Annotated in this window: 18 protein-coding genes; 6 read left to right on the top strand and 12 right to left on the bottom strand. The window is 71.6% G+C overall.

The genetic code is table 11. The features are described 5' to 3' along the window. Window positions 1-257: 257 nt before the first annotated feature. Window positions 258-794 (top strand): PPA1309 family protein, encoded by a 537-nt coding sequence (locus tag IDM40_RS13870; RefSeq protein ID WP_328807021.1) that lies wholly within the window; start codon window positions 258-260, stop codon window positions 792-794. 86 nt (window positions 795-880) lie between these two features. Here IDM40_RS13870 and IDM40_RS13865 read toward each other — a convergent pair whose 3' ends face one another. The 3 genes from IDM40_RS13865 to IDM40_RS13855 all read right to left on the bottom strand — a co-directional run bounded on the left by IDM40_RS13865 (window position 881) and on the right by IDM40_RS13855 (window position 3,644). Further along, window positions 881-1,948, bottom strand: coding sequence for a YlbL family protein (locus tag IDM40_RS13865; RefSeq protein ID WP_193122551.1), 1,068 nt, complete (start codon window positions 1,946-1,948; stop codon window positions 881-883). Window positions 1,949-2,055: 107 nt separating this feature from the next. Beyond that, window positions 2,056-2,493 (bottom strand): molybdenum cofactor biosynthesis protein MoaE, encoded by a 438-nt coding sequence (locus IDM40_RS13860; RefSeq protein ID WP_193122416.1) that lies wholly within the window; start codon window positions 2,491-2,493, stop codon window positions 2,056-2,058. 83 nt (window positions 2,494-2,576) lie between these two features. Continuing rightward, the gene (locus tag IDM40_RS13855; protein WP_193122415.1) at window positions 2,577-3,644 is read right to left on the bottom strand and encodes an NAD-dependent epimerase/dehydratase family protein; all 1,068 of its coding nucleotides are present in this window, start codon (window positions 3,642-3,644) and stop codon (window positions 2,577-2,579) included. A 123-nt stretch (window positions 3,645-3,767) separates the two neighbouring features. On the opposite strand from IDM40_RS13855, the gene IDM40_RS13850 reads away from it, so the two are divergent. From IDM40_RS13850 to IDM40_RS13840, 3 genes are read left to right on the top strand one after another with little or no spacing between them, the layout of a single operon-like run. Beyond that, window positions 3,768-5,192, top strand: coding sequence for a zinc-dependent metalloprotease (locus IDM40_RS13850; protein ID WP_193122414.1), 1,425 nt, complete (start codon window positions 3,768-3,770; stop codon window positions 5,190-5,192). Window positions 5,193-5,195: 3 nt separating this feature from the next. Further along, window positions 5,196-5,774 (top strand): NUDIX hydrolase, encoded by a 579-nt coding sequence (locus IDM40_RS13845; RefSeq protein ID WP_193122413.1) that lies wholly within the window; start codon window positions 5,196-5,198, stop codon window positions 5,772-5,774. 29 nt (window positions 5,775-5,803) lie between these two features. Next, window positions 5,804-6,139 carry a hypothetical protein gene (locus IDM40_RS13840; RefSeq protein ID WP_328807020.1) on the top strand — a complete coding sequence of 112 codons (336 nt, stop codon included), beginning with the start codon at window positions 5,804-5,806 and terminating at the stop codon, window positions 6,137-6,139. 8 nt (window positions 6,140-6,147) lie between these two features. Here the strand turns inward: IDM40_RS13840 and IDM40_RS13835 are convergent, their stop codons facing one another. From IDM40_RS13835 to IDM40_RS13810, 6 genes are all read right to left on the bottom strand, one after another. Further along, window positions 6,148-6,699 carry a M48 metallopeptidase family protein gene (locus tag IDM40_RS13835; RefSeq protein ID WP_193122412.1) on the bottom strand — a complete coding sequence of 184 codons (552 nt, stop codon included), beginning with the start codon at window positions 6,697-6,699 and terminating at the stop codon, window positions 6,148-6,150. 123 nt (window positions 6,700-6,822) lie between these two features. Continuing rightward, window positions 6,823-6,987 (bottom strand): hypothetical protein, encoded by a 165-nt coding sequence (locus tag IDM40_RS13830; protein ID WP_193122411.1) that lies wholly within the window; start codon window positions 6,985-6,987, stop codon window positions 6,823-6,825. A 50-nt stretch (window positions 6,988-7,037) separates the two neighbouring features. Beyond that, window positions 7,038-7,316, bottom strand: coding sequence for a WhiB family transcriptional regulator (locus tag IDM40_RS13825; RefSeq protein ID WP_193122410.1), 279 nt, complete (start codon window positions 7,314-7,316; stop codon window positions 7,038-7,040). Window positions 7,317-7,513: 197 nt separating this feature from the next. After that, window positions 7,514-7,873 carry a hypothetical protein gene (locus IDM40_RS13820; protein WP_193122409.1) on the bottom strand — a complete coding sequence of 120 codons (360 nt, stop codon included), beginning with the start codon at window positions 7,871-7,873 and terminating at the stop codon, window positions 7,514-7,516. 198 nt (window positions 7,874-8,071) lie between these two features. After that, complete coding sequence (tesB, locus tag IDM40_RS13815) at window positions 8,072-8,974, bottom strand: acyl-CoA thioesterase II (RefSeq protein WP_193122408.1); 903 nt, start codon at window positions 8,972-8,974, stop codon at window positions 8,072-8,074. Next, complete coding sequence (locus tag IDM40_RS13810) at window positions 8,967-11,084, bottom strand: ATP-dependent DNA helicase UvrD2 (RefSeq protein ID WP_193122407.1); 2,118 nt, start codon at window positions 11,082-11,084, stop codon at window positions 8,967-8,969. The genes tesB and IDM40_RS13810 overlap by 8 nt, the downstream gene beginning before the upstream one ends. Before the next feature lie 282 nt (window positions 11,085-11,366). On the opposite strand from IDM40_RS13810, the gene IDM40_RS13805 reads away from it, so the two are divergent. Together IDM40_RS13805 and IDM40_RS13800 are read left to right on the top strand one after the other, a co-directional pair. Beyond that, on the top strand, window positions 11,367-11,627 hold the full coding sequence (locus IDM40_RS13805; RefSeq protein WP_193122549.1) for a mycoredoxin: 261 nt from the start codon (window positions 11,367-11,369) through the stop codon (window positions 11,625-11,627). Window positions 11,628-11,785: 158 nt separating this feature from the next. After that, window positions 11,786-12,232: an ANTAR domain-containing protein gene (locus IDM40_RS13800; RefSeq protein WP_193122406.1), complete on the top strand. Its 447-nt coding sequence runs from the start codon at window positions 11,786-11,788 to the stop codon at window positions 12,230-12,232. Window positions 12,233-12,257: 25 nt separating this feature from the next. Here the strand turns inward: IDM40_RS13800 and nudC are convergent, their stop codons facing one another. From nudC to IDM40_RS28170, 3 genes are all read right to left on the bottom strand, one after another. Next, entirely contained in the window at window positions 12,258-13,217 is a 960-nt protein-coding gene (gene nudC, locus IDM40_RS13795; protein WP_193122405.1) for an NAD(+) diphosphatase, read from the bottom strand. A gap of 173 nt (window positions 13,218-13,390) precedes the next feature. Next, on the bottom strand, window positions 13,391-14,767 hold the full coding sequence (locus IDM40_RS13790; RefSeq protein ID WP_193122404.1) for a dipeptidase: 1,377 nt from the start codon (window positions 14,765-14,767) through the stop codon (window positions 13,391-13,393). A gap of 1,242 nt (window positions 14,768-16,009) precedes the next feature. Next, the gene (locus IDM40_RS28170) at window positions 16,010-17,365 is read right to left on the bottom strand and encodes an HNH endonuclease signature motif containing protein (protein WP_328807019.1); all 1,356 of its coding nucleotides are present in this window, start codon (window positions 17,363-17,365) and stop codon (window positions 16,010-16,012) included. Window positions 17,366-17,686 lie beyond the last annotated feature (321 nt).

Below are 17,686 nucleotides of genomic sequence, written 5' to 3'. Positions count from 1 at the left end.
ACGCGCAGGTGGTGCGCCGGGCGATCGGAAGCTCACGCCTCCCCCTCGTTCTGACTTGGTAGGTGCGTTTCGGTGCGCAAGTGGCGCCCTATTACAGAAAACTTAATCGGTGGCCGTCAGGTTCCCGAAATCGCTTCCGCGCGGGTGACAAGCGTGCATCGTTGCAGTATCGGAGCTGCATCCGGGCGGGGGCCGGGTCCGACCCTACTGGGACGTGCCGGGCGCAGCGAGGTCCCCACATCGGCCACCATGGAAACGTGTCGAACATTCGTGAAGCCGTGATGGACCTGGAACACCACGTCGCCGAACAGGGGTGGGACCAGCCGTTGGAGCTGTACGCCCTGGTGCCGACGGCCGAGCTGCTCAAGGCCGAGCCCGCCGCCGCGCAGCTGCTGGGGATCTCCGAACCGGAGTCCCCGGACGAGCTGACCCCGGTGCAGCAGGAGCGCCTTCCGGAGGACGTTCCCCTGGAGGAGGCGCTCGGCCGCATCATGTGGCCCGAGGGTGTGGCCGGGTGCGCGTTGGTGATGGAGCGCCTCGTGGTGAAGGGGTCCGACGAGACCCTCGCCGTGGACGAGGACCCCAACACCTCAGGCAAGGAGACCGAGGAGATCCGCATGGTCGCCGGGGTCGGGCGGGACGGGTCGCGCCACTGCGCGATGCGCCTGCGCAACCACGACACCGACGAGGAAGTGATGGACGGGGAGGACCTGATCCCCGCCCTGACCTCGGCCCTGGCCCTGACCCTGGACATCGAGCTGCCGGCCACCGAGCAGGGGTCGTCGGAGACCTGAACCGCGACCCGACCGACGACGGCGCCGCCCCGATCCTGTTCGGGGCGGCGCCGTTCTCGTTCGCGGCGGCCGTGCGGCCGGGGCGGCTACTCCTCGCAGCGGGGCAGGTCGTCGCCGTCGGCGTTGATGGTCTCCAGGGCGTCGACGGCCTCGTCGAGGGTGTCGACGGCGACCACGTCGAGCTCTCCGTAGGCCGCGGACTGGCTCACCTGGGGGCAGCTGTCGGAGGCGACGAAGAAGTACTCGGCGCCGACCTGCTGGGCGCTGACCATCTTCTGCGGGATCCCGCTGACACCGCCGACCTCGCCCTCCGCGGTGATGGTGCCGGAGCCCGCCACCTCGGCGCCGCCGGTGATGCCGTCCTCGCTGAGGCGGTCCATGATCCCGAGGGAGAACATCATCCCGGCGCTGGGCCCGCCGATCTGGCCGACGGTGATGTCGACGTCGATCGGGAAGTCCATGTCGTCGGCGATGAGGACCCCGACGGCCGCGGAGCCGTCCTCGCCCTCCTCGGTCTCGAGCTCGACATCGACCTCCTCGCCGTCGCGGTCGAGCAGGAGGGTGACGGGTTCGCCGGGCTCACGGTCGGCGACCATCTCGACGACGGCGCCGCTGCCCACGGCCTCGCCCTCGCTCTCCTGCGTGTGGGTGGGAACCGGCTCTCCGTCGACCTCCAGGACGATGTCGTCGGCCTCGACGAGCCCCTCGGCCGGCATGCCCTCGACCGCCTCGGCGACCACGGGCACCGCCTCGTAGTCGGTGCCGAGCTGGGTGAGGGCGGCAGCGGTGGCCTCGGTCTGGGAGTCGTTCATCTGGACGCTCTGGCGCTCGCTGACCTCTTCGGGGGTGCGGTCGGCGGGGAAGAGCAGCTCCTCGGGCAGGACGGCGTCGCGCGGGGAGAGCCAGGAGGTCATGACGGTGAAGAAGTTGAGCCGGTGGTCGGGGCCGCCGGCGTACTGGACCGTGACCATCGACAGCGATCCGTCGTCGTGCTCGTAGGTGTCGGCTCCCCCGATCTCGATGACCGGTTCGCCCTCCAGGTCGCCCGTGGTGTTGACGATCGCACCCGGTGCCGCCACCAGATACGGCATGGGCAGGAAGAGGCTGCCGACCCCCAGCCCGATGAGGAGGACGAGGGCGACAGCGAGGGTCATCACGCGACGAAGCATGCCCTACAGACTATTGCGGTCACGGGACGGTGCGGGCGCACCACCCTGGTTCGGAACGGAACGGCCTCAGGGGGATGCCGGTCGGGGCGTCCTCAGGGGGCGCCGACCCATTCGTCGTCGCCGTCGGAGAAGGACTGGCGCTTCCAGATGGGCACCTGGGCCTTGAGGTCGTCGATGAGGCGGCGGCACGCCTCGAAGGCCTCCTGCCGGTGCTCGGCGGAGGCCGCGACCACGACGGCGGTGTCGCCGATCTCCAGGTCGCCGACGCGGTGCACGGCGGCGAGCTTGACGACGGGGCGCCCGGCCGTGGAGGTGTCGCCGAGGACCTTCTCCATGACGGAACGCAGCTGCGCCTCGACGGTCGGGTGGGCGGAGTAACCGAGCGCGGCGACCCCGCGCCCGTGGTCGTGGTCGCGCACGGTGCCGAGGAACACGGCGGTACCGCCGGCTCGGGGGTCGGCGACCGAGTCCAGGACCTCGTCGACCGACAGGGGCGTCTCACGTACGGCTGCCAGGGTGATCTCTTCCACGCTCCGACCGTATCAACCCGGTTCGTGCGCGTGCGTCCGCACGGGCACCCGTCCGGTCCGCCGGGGCCGGGCTCCGGGCCCGGTCAGCCGCCCTTGCGCTTGCGCAGGTGGCGGATGGCGGCGGCGGTACCGATCGCGGCCGCGGCCGCACCCGCGGCACCCGCCGCGGTGATGGTGACCTCCTTGCGCCCCACGCTCCGGCCGACGATGGCGTGCTTGCCCTCGCGGGACTCCAGCAGCGCGGCCAGGGCCTCCTCGTTCGTGTACACGGGTTTCCACCCGGACTCGCGCAGGCTCGCGCAGTCCACGACGCAGGGGTGCACGAGGAACGTGAGCTCGGCGGCGGCCGCGGGGGTGATGCGGGCCTTGTGCAGCCGCCGGATCGCCCCGAAGGCGAGGTTGGCGGCGACCTCGAAGTGCTTCATCCCGGCGAGCTGCTCGACCTCGTCCTGGGACAGGGACCCGTCGCTGCCGACGGCCAGGGCGCCGTCGCGGCCGTGCACGTCCTCGGTGACGCAGTGCGCCAGCGCGCTGACCAGGTCGTCGACGTGGCAGAACTGCCAGTGCTGTTCCTGGCCCTTGACGGTGAGCAGGCGGGGCGCGGAGAAGTGGCGGCTGAGGAGGGTGTCGAGCTCCGGGCCGACCAGGGGCGCGGGACGGACCACGGTGACCGAGAGGCTGGGGTGGGCCCGGCGGGCGCGCTCGGCCAACGCCTCGATCTCCGCGAAGTCGCCCATGAGGCCCTCGCTGTTGTCGGAGACGCGGGGGGCGTCCTCGGCCAGCGGCACCGGGTTGGCGGGGTCGGCGCCGTGGACCATGGTGCTGGTGATCAGGACCACCCGCGGGACGCCCGAGGCCGCTGCTGCGGTCAGCACCGTCTGGGCGGCGCGGATGTTGTGCTGGCGGCGGCGGACCGGCTTGCTCTCCGGGGACCGGTCGTCGGCGGTGTGTACGAGCACGTCGACCCCGTCGAGACGGGAGACCAGGCCGGGGTCGCACACGTCGGCGATGCGCCACGTGACCCCGCGCAGGTCCGCGAACTCGCTGTCCACGGCCACGACCTCGGACGGGGCGGAGGAACCTTCCGCGTCGGCCAGACGTTGCACAAGAAGCCGGCCCACGCCCGACGCGGCGCCGGTGACCGCGACCACTGAACCGGCTCCGTCGCGCGAGCTGTGCTCTGGGCGAACCTGGCTGCTATCGGTATTCACTCCGGGCGACTCCCAGCTAACGTGACAGTGGAGACCAAACCTAATCCTGCCTGAGGTCTGATTGTGAGCGACCTGCCTTTCGGTTTCAGCATGCCGAACGATCCCGATGACGAGTCCGGGCGCCGTTCCGGCGACTCCGGCTCGGGTGCCGGCAGCAGCGGCGGCCCGGGCGGGGGGGACTCCGGTACTCCGGGCGGCTTCCCGTTCGGAGACCCGAACCAGATGGCCGACATGCTCCGCCAGTTCGCGGACATGATGTCGTCCCAGCCCGCCCCCGGTTCCGGTGGCGGCGAAGCGTCCTCGAAGTCGGGGATCAACTGGGACATGGCCAAGAACATCGCCCGGCACACCGTCGCCGAACACGGTGACCCCAGTGTGCCACCGGCCGACTACGCCAAGATCGAGGAGGCCCTGCGTCTGGCCGACCTCTGGCTCGGCGAGGCCACCGACCTCCCTTCGGGGATCCAGACCGCACAGGCCTGGACCCGGTCGGAGTGGATCGAGCGGACCATGGGTTCGTGGGCGCAGCTGTGCGACCCGCTGACCTCCAAGTCCGTCGACGCCATGGGGCAGAACCTGCCCGAGGAGATGCAGTCCGTCGCCGGCCCGCTGCTGGGCATGGTTCAGCAGATGGGCGGCATGATGGTCGGCCAGCAGGCCGGGCAGGCCATCGGTGAGCTGGCCCGCGAGGTCATCGGCACCGCCGACATCGGCGTGCCCATGGCCGGCGAGGGGCACGCGGCGCTGCTCCCCGGCGGTGTGTCCAAGTTCGGCGAGGGCCTGGGCATCCCCGAGGACGAGATCCGCCTGTACCTGGCCGCGCGCGAGGCGGCGGTGCACCGCCTGTACTCGCACGTGCCGTGGCTGCGCCAGCACGTCTACCGCCTGGTCGAGGAGTACGCGGCCGGGATGTCCTTCGACGTCAGCGGCCTCGAGGACAAGCTCGGACAGATCGACATCAACAACCCCGAGGCACTGCAGGAGGCGCTGTCCGGCGGCATGGGCGGCGAGAACCTGCTGCAGCCCGAGGACACCCCGCAGCAGAAGGCCGCGCTGGCCCGCCTGGAGACGACCCTCGCTCTCATCGAGGGGTGGGTGTCCACTGTGGTCTCCAAGGCCGTCGCCGGCCGTCTCCCCCAGGCCGACGCCCTGGCCGAGGCGACCCGTCGCCGCCGCGCCACCGGGGGCCCGGCCGAGCACACCTTCGCCGCCCTGGTGGGGCTGGAGCTGCGCCCGCGCCGCCAGCGCGAGGCCTCGGCCCTGTGGACGGCGTTGGAGGAGGCCCGAGGGGTCGAGGGGCGCGACGCCCTCTGGGAGCACCCCGACCTGATGCCGACCGGCGACGACCTCGACGACCCGGACGCCTTCGTCAGCGGGGGCGAATTCGCCGACTTCGACATCAGCAAGATCACCGGGGAGAGCCCCGAGGGGCCCGAGGAGCCCGGTGACGACGACGAGACCGGCGGCAAGCGCGGAGAGGACTCCTGACACGTGTCCCTGCACGCCGACGCCCGTGAGGTCCTGGCCGGGTGGGCCGCGCCCGACGCGGAGCAGGAGGGGCTGCGCTCCTCCTACCTCGCCCACCTGGACGAACACGCCGACGCCATGCGTAGGGAGTGCCTGCCCGGCCACCTCACCGCCAGCGCCGCGGTGCTGTCCGCGGACGGCTCGCACGTGGTGCTGACGCTCCACAAGATGTTGCGCATGTGGTTGCAGACCGGCGGCCACTGCGAGCCGGAGGACACCACGCTGGTGGCCTCTGCCCTGCGTGAGGCCACCGAGGAGTCCGGGATCCACGGTGTGCGCGTGCTGCCCGACCCCGTGCGGCTGGACCGCCACGCGGTGCCGTGCGGCGGGGGCACCCACCACCTGGACGTGCAGTTCGCGGCGGTCGCGCCGGAGGACGCCGTCCTGGTGCGCGACCCCGACGAGTCCACGGACCTCGGGTGGTTCCCCGTCCGGGAGCTGCCCGATCCGACCGACGACTCGGTGCGCGCCCTCGTGCGCGCGGCCTCCCGTGCGGTCGCGGCCGAGAACACCGGCCCCCGGAGGCCGTCATCGTCTCCCTGATCATCACCGCGACCGGCGCGGTCGTCGGTGTGCTCGTCGTGATGCTGGCGCGCGGCCTGGAGAACGCCAACCGGCAGATCGTCGAGGACAAGCTCGACGGGCGCCTGCGCAAGCGCGAGGCCGCCGTCGCCGAGGAGGAGCTGCTGGCCCGGGCCCGCCGGGTGAGCCCCGTCCTGATCGCGGCGATGGCGGCGCTGATGGGCGTCACCGTGTGGGAGGCGCTGGCCTCCGACGACTGGGGCGGGTGGACCCCGTTCCACCTGGTGTTCTTCGGCGCCCTGCTCCTGGTGACCCTCGTCGGCCACGCCCAGGTGGGCTCACGCCTCACCGACGCCCGCGAGCGCGTCGCCCGCCTGGCCTCCTGACCCCGGGATCAGTCGGTGACGGTGCCCTCGGGCAGGCCCTCGTCGGGCTCGGGGGGTTCGGTCCGTGCGGCGGCGCTGAAACCCTCGAGGTAACCGCGGGCGCGCTCGGCCTTCGGGTACCGGGCCACGAGGTCCCAGAAGTCGCGGCCGTGCGTGGGGATGCGCAGATGCGCGAGCTCGTGCACGAGCACGTAGTCCACGACCCAGGCGGGCATGTCCTCCAGCCGCCGGGAGATACGGATCGTACGGCTCTCCGGCGTGCACGAACCCCAGCGCGCGTTCTGGTTGTCGACCCACCGCACGCTCTCGGGCAACTCCGTGCCGTCCAGGTACCGCCGGGCCAGCTCGACCGCGCGTTCGAGGAGTTCCTCGTCCCCGGAGTGGCGGCGCCCCTGCTTTGCCTCCAGCTTGCGCAGCATCCGTCCCACCCACCGCTGTTCCTCAGCGTGGGAGAAGGAGGCGGGCACGAGGACGACCGTGGTGTCCCCGTCCCGGTACGCGGACACGGTCCGCCGACGACGGGAACTGCGTCGCACCTCGATCTTGGGGTTCGAGGGCACGCCCCTCACGTTAGTCGAGCGCGTCCCTCACGAACAGGTTCCGCATGTCCAGTTTTGCCGGTTCGATACGCACGCGGGCGGGCCGGGGCCCGTTCGACCCCGGCCCGCCCAGTGTTCATCCGGTCAACACAGCCGTGACCACGCCAGTTCCATGAGCGCGTCCTCCGTGCGGCGCTCCGCACGCTGACGGGCGCGCAGCCGGCGGGCGCCGAGCCTGGTGCTCTGCAGTTCCATCCGGCGTTCCTGGTCGGTCTCCTCGGCGAGGCGCAGCAGTTCGTACAGCATCATCGTTCGTTCCTTCGGTGCAGGGTCGGTGCGGGACGGGTCGGGTGGGCCGTTCAGGCCGCGGCCGGCGCGGGGTTCTTGCGCGGCCGGCCGCGGGGGCGCTTGCGCGCCACGACCTGGCCGGAGACGAGCAGCTCTCCACCCCAGACACCCCAGGGCTCACGCCGCTCGAGGGCGTCGGACAGGCACTGTTCCTTGACCGGGCAGGCGCCGCAGACGGCCTTGGCCGCCTCGACATCGGCGGGCGCCTCGGCGAAGAACAGGTCGGGCTCGTAACGGCAGGGAACGGAGACCTCACCCAACCAGGGCGTTTGCAGGACCGACGCGAGCATCGGTGCCCTCCAGCATCTGTGTCGTTTCGTTCAACGCGGTCGGTGTTGCGTGCCGCCTTCGGTGGCGACTCAGGGACCTGACTTGCGTTGGCATCCGTGTTCCTGGGTCCTCTCCCCGGGGGAGAGCCTCGGATCGGGACACAAAGAAAGCCGCGGCCCCTTCTCGGGGTCCGCGGCCACGGGACGAAACTCTCGGCCTACTCCGCTGGGCCGGAATTCCTCCGTGGACACTGCCCCGGTGCGCCGTAGCGCGGGGTAGCTTCGACGAGATCGATGACACGCTCGCCACGCTCTCGGGCGAGGGCGCCGGACTCGGACACACGCGTGCCCGTTCCTGCGACAGTGCACAGGTCGTTCACACGGGCCGGTCCTTGCAGACCCTGGCCCGGGTACTCGCCTGCGAGCTTCAGCAGGTGCGGCAACCCGTTGGAGGGCTTGCCGCTGGTTCCGGCGGTGACGCCGATGAGGCCACTCCAGGTGGCACCCAGGTCACGCGTGTGCACGAACGGCACGTCGAAGCCGGCAATGGAACCTGTGGTCATCGTGGTGTCGGTCATCAGATCTGGGCACCTCCCTCGAAGTCGGGCGTCAGGGTCTTTCACCTGCGCCGGTATGGCGGTCATGGCGACGGGTTACACACTACGGCGGCCCCACAGGCCCGGCAACCCATTTTTGACCTGCGAAGACGTCCGGATCCGGCCACAACTTCCGGACGTCTCGACGCATCGGTCCCCGGGCCCTGCGTGGGGCGTCGGTCACGCTCTGGTGTCCTCCCAGCCCTCGGCGTCGACGACGCGGATCAGGCCTTCCTGCACCACCGAGCAGACGAGCTGCCCGTCGCGGGTGTAGACGAGCCCGCGCGCCAGTCCCCGCGCACCCTGGGCGCTCGGGGTCTCCTGCGCGTAGAGCAGCCATTCGTCGGCGCGGAAGGGCCGGTGGAACCACATCGCGTGGTCGAGGCTGGCCATCGAGATCCCCGCGAACGAACGCCCGTGCTGCAGGAGCACGGTGTCGAGCAGGGTCAGGTCGGAGGCGTAGGTCATCATGCAGACCTGCGTGAGCCGGTCGTCGGGCAGCTTGCCGTCGACCTTGAGCCAGACCGGGTTGGTGGCGGTGCGCAGGTCGGGGTCGCGTTCGGCCTCGTAGGAGAGCGGGCCGACCGGTCGCATCTCGATGGGGTGCCAGCGCACGAACCCGGGCACCTTGCCGAACTCGGCACGCAACCGGTCGCGGGTGCTGGGCAGTTCCTCGGGCGGGGGCACGTCCGGCATCGGGAGCTGGTGGTCAAGGCCCGGCTCCTCCTTGTGGAAGGAGGCGGACAGCGTGAAGATCGCCTTGCCGTGCTGGATCGCCACGACCCTGCGCGTGGTGAACGAACGCCCGTCGCGCACCCGGTCCACGTCGTAGACGATGGGCACGTCGGGGTCGCCGGGACGGATGAAGTAGGCGTGCAGGGAGTGCACGTGGCGGTCCTCGGGCACCGTGCGCCCGGCGGCGACCAGCGCCTGCCCGGCCACGAGCCCGCCGAACACGCGCTGGGGCCCTTCCGAGGGGCTGCTCCCCCGGAAGATGTTGACCTCGATGCGTTCGAGGTCGAGGACACCGAGCAGGTCGTCCAGCGACGGCCCCCAGTCGGCCGCTCCGGTGGGGTCAGTCATCGGTCGTGTCCTCCATGTCTGCGGTGTGCGCTTCGACCAGGGCCTCCGGGTCGGCTCCGCGAACCAGGGCCAGCACCGCTTCACCGTAGCGACCGCGCTTCTGCGCCCCCACACCGGACACGGTGGAGAGCTGTTCCAGGCTGCTGGGCTCCTGCTCGGCGATGGCCTGGAGTGTGGCGTCGGTGAAGACGACGTAGGCGGGCACGGACTGCGCCCGGGAGGTCAGCAGCCGCCAGTGGCGCATGCGTTCCAGCAGGGCCTCGTCGTAGGTGGAGGGGCAGTCGGAGCAGCGTCCGAGCTTGCGCTCGGCGGCCTCGGTGAGGGCGACCCCGCACACCCGGCAGCGCACGACACGGTTGTTGCGGCGGTCCCGGCGAGCTCCGGTGGTCGGCGAGGCGGGGCGCAGGCCGTCGAGGAAGCGCGAGGGTTTGCGGGTGCGGCGCCCGCCGGGCGAGCGCGACAGCGACCAGGACATGGACAGGTGCTCGCGCGCGCGGGTCACGCCGACGTAGAAGAGGCGGCGCTCCTCCTCGACCTGTTCGTCGGTCTCGGCGTAGATGATCGGCATCATGCCCTCGTGGAGCCCGCACATGAACACCGCGTCCCACTCCAGACCCTTGGCCGAGTGCAGGGACGCGATGGTCACCCCCTCGAACCCTGGCGCGTGCTCGGTGGCCATGCGGGCCTCGAGCTCCTCCAGGAAGTGCGCCATGGTCACGCGGCTGCCGGCGGTGGCGACCATGTCCTCGGCGAGCTGGGCGAGGGCGGACAGCGATTCCCAGCGTTCGCGGGCCTGGCGCCCCTCGGGTGCGGTCTCGGTGAGGCCCAACTGGGTGAGCAGGTGGCGCACGCCCGAGACGAGGTCCTCCCCCGCGTCGTCGGCGGCGCCGTGGCGGGCCCCGCGCAGCAGGTGCACGGCCTCGCGGATCTCGGGGCGTTCGAAGAAGCGGGCGGTACCGCGCACGGTGAAGGGCACACCCTCGTCGGTGAGGGCCTGTTCGTAGGCGGCCGACTGGGAGTTGGTGCGCACGAGCACGGCGATCTCGCTCGCGGGCACACCGCCGCTGTCCATGAGCACCCGGATCTTGCGGGCGACGCCGGTGGCCTCGGCGGGCTCGTCGTCGTACTCCTGGTAGAGGGGATCAGGGCCGTCGGGGCGCTGCGCCCGCAGGGTCAGGTGGCTGTTGGCGGCCGAACCGCGGGCCTGGGAGATGACGTGGTTGGCCACGCGCACCACCTGCGGGGTGGAGCGGTAGTCGCGCACGAGTTCGACCACGGTGGCGTGGGGGTGGCCCGCGGCGAACCCGGTGAGGTAACCGGGGGTCGCGCCGGCGAAGGAGTAGATGGTCTGGCTCGGGTCGCCGACCACGCACAGGTCGTCGCGGTCGCCCAGCCAGGCGTCCAGGAGGAGCTTCTGCAGCGGGTTGACGTCCTGGAACTCGTCGACGACGAAGTAGCGGTACTGGCCGCGCACCTTCTGCGCGATGCCGGGGTCGGCGTTGATCATGCCGGCGGTGAGCTCGAGCATCGACTCGAAGTCGAGCAGGTTGCGCTCGCGGCAGAGGTCCTCGTAGGCCTCGAAGACCCGGGAGACCTCCTGGGGCGAGGACGTCGGGGTGTCGCGTCCGGCCTTGGCGACCGCTTTCTCGTAGTCGGTGGGGCGCACCTGGGTGACCTTGGCCCACTCGATCTCGCTGGCGAGGTCGCGCAACCCGGTGCGGTCGGGCTGGAGCCCCACCATGTGCGCGGCCTGCGCGACGGCCTTGATCTTGCTGTCGATGAGGGTGGGTTTCTCACCGCCGACGGCGTCGGGCCAGAAGTAGGAGAGCTGGCGCAGCGCCGCGGAGTGGAACGTACGCGCCTGGACCCGGGGGGCTCCCAGTGTCCGCAACCGGCCACGCATCTCACCCGCGGCCCGGGCCGTGAAGGTGACCGCCAGAACCTGCTGCTCGGCCACGACCCCGCTCGCGACGGCGTGGGCGATGCGGTGCGTGATGGCGCGGGTCTTGCCGGTTCCCGCGCCCGCGAGCACGCACACGGGGCCGCGCAGGGCGCGTGCCACCTGGGTCTGCTCCGGGTCGAGTCCCTCCAGGACGCGGTCGGGGTCCATGGTGCTCCTGCGTGTGGTCGGGGCTGCTGCGGGCAACGGCAGCGCGGTCCCCGGGGGTGCATCGGAGGGACGGCTGCGCGTGCTGAGGAGACAGTCTCTCAAGTATCGGCGCCGTCGGAGAGCGGATCGGTACGGGGGCATTTGCACCCGGGTCGAACCAGATCGCCCTGTGATGCGTCCCACGTGGTGTCGCGTGGCCGCGGGAAGCCGCCGAACCCGCCCGGTGTTGGGATGGGGGACGGAAGTGATCCCCGACCTCGAGACGGAAAAGACGTGAGCGAGATGACGAACACGGACACCGAACAGTTCACGATGTACACCACCCCCTGGTGCGGCTACTGCAAGCGGCTCAAGAGCCAGTTGTCCCGGGAGGGGATCACGGGCCGCGAGGTGGACATCGAACAGGACCCGGGGGCCGCGGATTACGTCATGAAGGTCAACGGTGGGAACGCGACCGTCCCCACGCTGGTCTTCGCCGACGACACGGCCATGACCAACCCGTCTCTCGCTCAGGTGAAGCAGAAATTGGCCGAGCTGTCGTAGCCGGGCCCCGGTCGGCCGGCGGCACCCTCCCCCGGGTGTCCCGGCCGGCCGGAGCACGGGCCGTGCCTCCCACGGCACCCCGGCCGACGACGGCAGAGCCGCGGACGGGCGGCTCTCGACGAAGACGGAAGACGGGGAGTGTGGAGTTGGGCAACGAGATGAGGCCTCACGACATAGCCGCCGGCCACCCGGTGGACACCGACGTGGTGCGACGCACCCCGACCGGGTGGCGGGTCGAGGGCGGCCCGGAGGTTCCGGACCTGATCAGCGCGATGGTCCTGGCCGACCTGATCAACAGCGAGACGGGTTCCCCCCGGCCGCGCACGCAGGCGCCCGGGCGCGCACCCGAGGGCGCGTCCGAGGTGGAACGCCTGCGGCACACGATCTCCCAGCTGGAGCACGCGCTGCACTCGCGTGTGGTGGTCGAGCAGGCCATCGGCGTGCTGGCGGAGCGGCACACGATGCCGACGCGGGAGGCGTTCGAGCGGCTGCGTTCGTCGGCGCGCTCGCGTGGGCGCAAGGTCGCCGACCTGGCCCGGGACGTGGTGGAGAGCAGCAACAGCCCCCTGACCGTGCTCCCCGACGAACTGGGTGTGGGGCCCTGACCGTCCGGGCGCCCGCACGCACCGCTCACCAGCCGCCCGGGAGCTCTCCTCCGTACCAGTGCTCGATGAGGGTGTGGGCGATGGAGACCGCCCCGGGCAGGCGTACGTGTCCGCCGTGCACGGCCTCGGCGAGTTCGTCGCGGGTGAACCAGCGCAGCTCGCCGATCTCGTCGTCGGTGCGTTCGGTCTCGCCGACGGCGCGGGCGGTGTAGCCCATCATGAGGCTGCGCGGGAACGGCCAGGGCTGGGAGGCCAGGTAGCGGGGGTCCGTGACGACGATCCCCGCTTCTTCGGCGACCTCGCGTGCGACGGCCTGTTCCAGGGACTCCCCCGCGTCGACGAACCCGGCGAGCACGGAGTAGCGCTGCGCGTCCCACCGGGGGTTGTTGCCGAGCAGGACCTCCTCGCGGCCGGCGTTCTCGCGGTGCACGAGCATGATGACGGCCGGGTCGGTGCGCGGGTACTGCTCGTCGCCGTCGTTCTCGCACACGCGCACGTGCCCGGCCGAGGCGAGACGGGTCGGTCCGCCGCATCGGGGGCAGAAGCGGTGGGTGGCGTTCCAGTTGGCAAGGGCGACGGCGCGGGTGAGGAGCCCGGTGTCGCGGTCGCCCAGCAGCGCTCCGACCTCGCCGAGGGTCGCGGCGGCCGTACCTGCGGGTTCGGTGAGGGACTCGGGGCTGCGGACGCCGAAGTAGGCGGTGCCGTTCTCGGCGCCGAGGAAGTACCGCTCGCCCTCGGGCGCCCGTTCGGGTGTGGTCAGGGCCAGGCGGCGGGGGCCGTCGGTGGTGACGAGGGAGCGTGTGCGGCGGGGCGAGGGCGTGCTCCAGCCGCGGCTGTCGGGCGGGCCGCCGTCCAGGGCGAGGACGCGGGTCGAGGGGTCGGACCAGGCCTTGTCGAGCCAGTCGCGGTCGGCCCTGCGGTGCCCCGCGGGGTCGATGGTGGCTCGGGCCAGCGAGGGGGTCGGGTCGGTTGCGTCGGTTGCCATGGCTCCTTCGTCCCGGATCGGTCGCGGGGCGCCCTGGACGGGGCGCCCCCGTGGTCCACTCCTGGCACAACAGTGTGGCGCCCCCGCGCATGCCCGCGTGATGCGGTGCGCGGAGGCACACGGTTCCCGGCCCGGTCGTAGCGGGCCCCTGCGGGACCGGGCCGGGTTCCGGTTCAGGAGCGTTCGGCGAGCTCGCGCCACAGGTGGGCGGCGCTCTCGGCACCCTTGAGCAGGAGCGGGACCTCGACCTTCTCGTTGGGCGCGTGGATCTGGTCCTCGTCCAGGCCCACGGCGACGAAGACGAGCGGGGCGTCGAGGATCTCGGCGATGTCGGCCTCGGGCCCGCTGCCGCCCTCGCGGGTGAAGAGGACCTCCTTGCCGAAGGCCTGCTCCATGGCGGAGCGGGCGGCCTTGAGTGCGGTGGAGTCGAGGTCGGAGGCGCAGGCGCGGGTGCCCGGTCCGCTGAAGTGGGTCTCCGCGCGCAGTCCGGCCGGGGTGTGGGCGTCGACGAACTGCTGCACACCCTGCTGGATCTTCACGGGGTCCTGGCCGGGGACGAGACGGAAACTGACCTTGGCGTGCGCGGAGGCGGGGACGATGGTCTTGCGGCCCTCGCCGATGTGGCCGCCCCACATGCCGTTGATCTCGGCGGTCGGCCGGAGCCAGACGCGCTCGAGAGTGCTGTAGCCCTCCTCCCCCCACGTCGCGGAGGAGGCGGCGGTGTCCAGCCACCCCTTCTCGTCGAAGGGCAGGCGGGCGATGAGCTCGCGCTCCTCGTCGGAGGCCTCGACGACGCCGTCGTAGAACCCGGGAACAGTGATGTGGTTGTCGTCGTCGTGCAGGGCGGACAGGAGGTCGGACATGCCCTGCAACGGGTTGGGGACGGCGCCGCCGAACGAGCCGCTGTGCAGGTCGCGGTCGGGGCCGTGCAGGTCGATCTGCAGGTCGGTGACCCCGCGCATGCCCACGCACATGGAGGGGACGTCGGCGGACCACATGGTGGTGTCGGAGATGACGACGGTGTCGCAGGCCAGGCGGTCCCGCTTCGCGCGCATGAGGTCGGCGAAGTGCACCGAGCCGGATTCTTCCTCGCCCTCGATGAGCATCTTGATCGTCACCGGAGGGGCGTCCGCGCCGGACGCGGCGAGCGCGGCCTTCACGCCCAGCGCGTGGAAGAGCACCTGGCCCTTGTCGTCGGAGGCGCCGCGCGCGTAGAGAGAGGTGCCGCGCAGGGTCGGGGTGAAGGGGTCGGTCTCCCAGGCACCGACGGGGTCGACGGGCTGGACGTCGTGGTGGCCGTAGACCAGGACCGTCGGTGCGTCGGGGTCGGCGGCCTGCCACTCGGCGAAGACGGACGGCAGGCCCGGGGTCTCCCAGATCTCGACGGCCGGGAAGCCGGTGCCGCGCAGGTGCTCGGCGAGCCACTCGGCGGAGGCGCGTACGTCCTCGTGGTGTCCGGGGTCGGAGGAGATCGAGGGGATCCTCAGCCACTCGTCGAGTGAGGAGAGGAAGTCGTCCCTGTGGGCCTCGATGTAGGCGCGCGCGTCCATCCGTGTGTCTTTCTGTCGACGTCTTTGTCCTGGTTCTTGTCCGGTATGACACTAGAGCGCGCGCAGCCCCGGCCGCACCTCGGGTGATCCGACCGCACCTCTGGTTATTCGGGGTGTGCTGTTCATGGGGTTGTTCTGGGGTGCTGGCCCTGGGGTAGTCGGCGGGATGGGTGTTCTGTGGTGTTGCCTCGGGGGTGTGCGGTGGGGCGGGTCTTCTGTGGTGTTGCCTCGGGGGTGGTCGGCGGGATAGGTGTTCTGTCGTGCTGCCTCGGGGGTGGTGGTTCGTCGGGGGTCGGGATCGTAGCCCGGCCGGGCCTTCTCGCAACCCGCGTCGGCGCCCCACCAGTTCACAGGGTTGGAGTGGATGTGTCGGCGTTGTGCGTGGTTGTTCGGGGCGCCTCGGGGTGTGCGTTCCGGCCCTGTTCGCCGGGCTGACCCGACCCGCATCGACGAACCCCCTTCACCCCCGAGGCCCCCTGGCAGCCCAAAGGAACGGGGTCCAAGAGCCAACTGCAACTGCCCACCCCCTGGGGCGCTTCATTGCGACCAACGGTCAAGGTGCGGGGGTGGTGGCTCGCTCCTGCGACGGCACAAGCAACGGCAACGGCAACGGCACAGGCACGGCACGCCCCGCGCCCTCCCGGCAGGGCATTGAGTGTCGGGGGTGGCACGTGTGTGGGCAGCCTCCCCGGCCCCGCGCGCTCCCGGCAGGGCATTGAGTGTCAGGGGTGGCACGTGTGCGGGTGAGTCCCGGGTGGGCCTGCCTCGGCTCACCCCCGGTTGCTGGTGACGCTGGTGGGGCCGGTATCCGGCTCTGTGTCGTTGGTAGTGCTCCATTAGGCACTGACAACGTTTTCAGGTGCTCGAAAGAGCACTATCAACCGCTGGGAAGGGCCGCTCGGGCCAGGAGCAGGCTCACGTGCGATCGGGTCCGGTGGGGACAGAGTGCGGGCCGCCGCCGTGGGTGGGTATGTGTTGGGCCTTCGATGGAGATGCTCCAGAAGCGGTGCCCGGTGCCCGGTGCCCGGTGCCTGGTGCCCGGTGCCCGGTGCCCGGTGCCCGGTGCCCGGTGCCCGGTGCGTGGTGGGCGGTGGGCCGTGGGTCTCTGCGGGGCCAGTTGCGGCAGTCGCCGTCCCAGCGTGCACCACTGGAGCCGGTCCTGGAGATTCTCTGACGGCCAGAGCGGGGCTCGGCAGGGGGATCGGGCCTGGGGCGGGCGGCCTGTGGAAGAGGCCTGCTGGTCTAGCCGGTGCCGGTGGTGCCGGTGCCGGTGCCGGTGCCTTCGGTACCCGAGCCGCCGTTGGCGCCTTCGGCACCGCCGGTGTGGTTGTTGTTCGAGCGGCGGTACTTGGCGCGGTTGTGGGTCGAGCACAGCGGCTGGAGGTTGGTGGCCTTGGTTTCGCCGCCGTGGGAGAACTCGGTGATGTGGTCGGCCTCGCACTGCGAGACCGGCACATCGCACCCACCCGACCATGCGCAGGTGGTGTGCCCGGCAAAAGCGGCGGTGCGCAGGTAACCGGGCGCCAGGCGGTGGGCCCGGCCCAGGTCCAGGGGCAGGCCGGTACGGTCATCGAAGATCAACCGGCGGATCTGCGCCGTCGGCGCCATCGCACGCACCGCCGACAGGGCCAGGACGTTGCCGTCCTCGGTCACGGCCACACCGGAGGAGACGGGCACACCGGGGAAACCGGAGGGGCCCGGGGAATCGGGGGTGGTGGAGGGCGGGCCGGTGTTGGCGTTGGTGCCACCTGCGGCGCCGGTGGCACCGTGACCGGTGGTGGTGCCGGTGTAGGTGCCGGGCGGCGATTCGGAGTCGGTGCCCGAATCGGGGTCCGACCCGGTGCCCGGCTCGGGGCCGGGGACGGCGGTCGCCCCGGTGTTCCCGGTTGCCGCGGTGGTGTTGGCGCCACCTGCGGTGCCCGCCTTGGCGGTGGCGCCTTCGGCGCCAGCGACGGCGTTGCCGTCGGCCTCGTTGTCGTTGTTGAAGGCGAAGCCGAAGCCCAGCAGCGCCGACAGCGGCACGGTGATGTTGATGACGGCCTTGGTGCCGGGCGGCTGCGAGCAGCCACCAGCAGCGCTGGCGCCACCAGTGACAGCGGCAGCGGCAGAGCCGCCAGCGCCATCGGCACCGCCGACGGGGTCAGCGCCAGCAGCAACGGTGGTGGCACCGGCGAAGCCGTTGCCGTTGGTGGTGCCGTGGCCGTGGTGGCCGTGTGCGAACCCGGCCGCGGAGATCAGGGCGTCGTAGGTGCGCGCGTAGCGCGAGGTCACCGACTCACCCGCGGGGATCAGGCCGATGTCGGCACCGGTGGTGCCGGTGCCGCCGGAGGCGGCGCCTTCGGCGCCACCAGCGTTAGTGCCCACGCCGTTGGCGTCGGTGGTCTTGTCGGTGGCCCCGTAGGGGGCGGTGAACGAGGCCAGCGCTGCCTTGAGGCGCTCACCGTCGGAAGCAGGACCCCACGCCTGGAACGTGAAACCGGCGAACGAAGTCTGCAGGCGCGCCCCGCGCTCAGCGAAAGCGGCCTCTTCGTTCTTCTCCGCCCGGTTGGGGTTGTAGGTCAGCCCCAGGGCGTGGGCGGTGCGGTCCAGGGTCTGCACCGAGGTGGCCGGCTTGACTCGCTTGAGGTNGTCTGCAGGCGCGCCCCGCGCTCAGCGAAGGCCGCCTCTTCGTTCTTCTCCGCCCGGTTGGGGTTGTAGGTCAGCCCCAGGGCGTGGGCGGTGCGGTCCAGGGTCTGCACCGAGGTGGCCGGCTTGACTCGCTTGAGGTTGGCCAACCCGTGGTCGAGCTTGGCCCGGTACAGCTCCTCGTCCGGGTGTTCTGCGGTGTCGCGGTTTTCGACCTGGCGCTTGACACCCGAAGCGATCGCAGCCGCCTCGCCGACGGTCAGAGCGCCGTCCCCGATCGCGGAGGCGGTCTCG

The organism is Nocardiopsis coralli (genome assembly GCF_014892575.1).
GTDB lineage: Bacteria > Actinomycetota > Actinomycetes > Streptosporangiales > Streptosporangiaceae > Nocardiopsis > Nocardiopsis coralli.
This window is presented reverse-complemented; position numbering and strand designations above follow the sequence as displayed.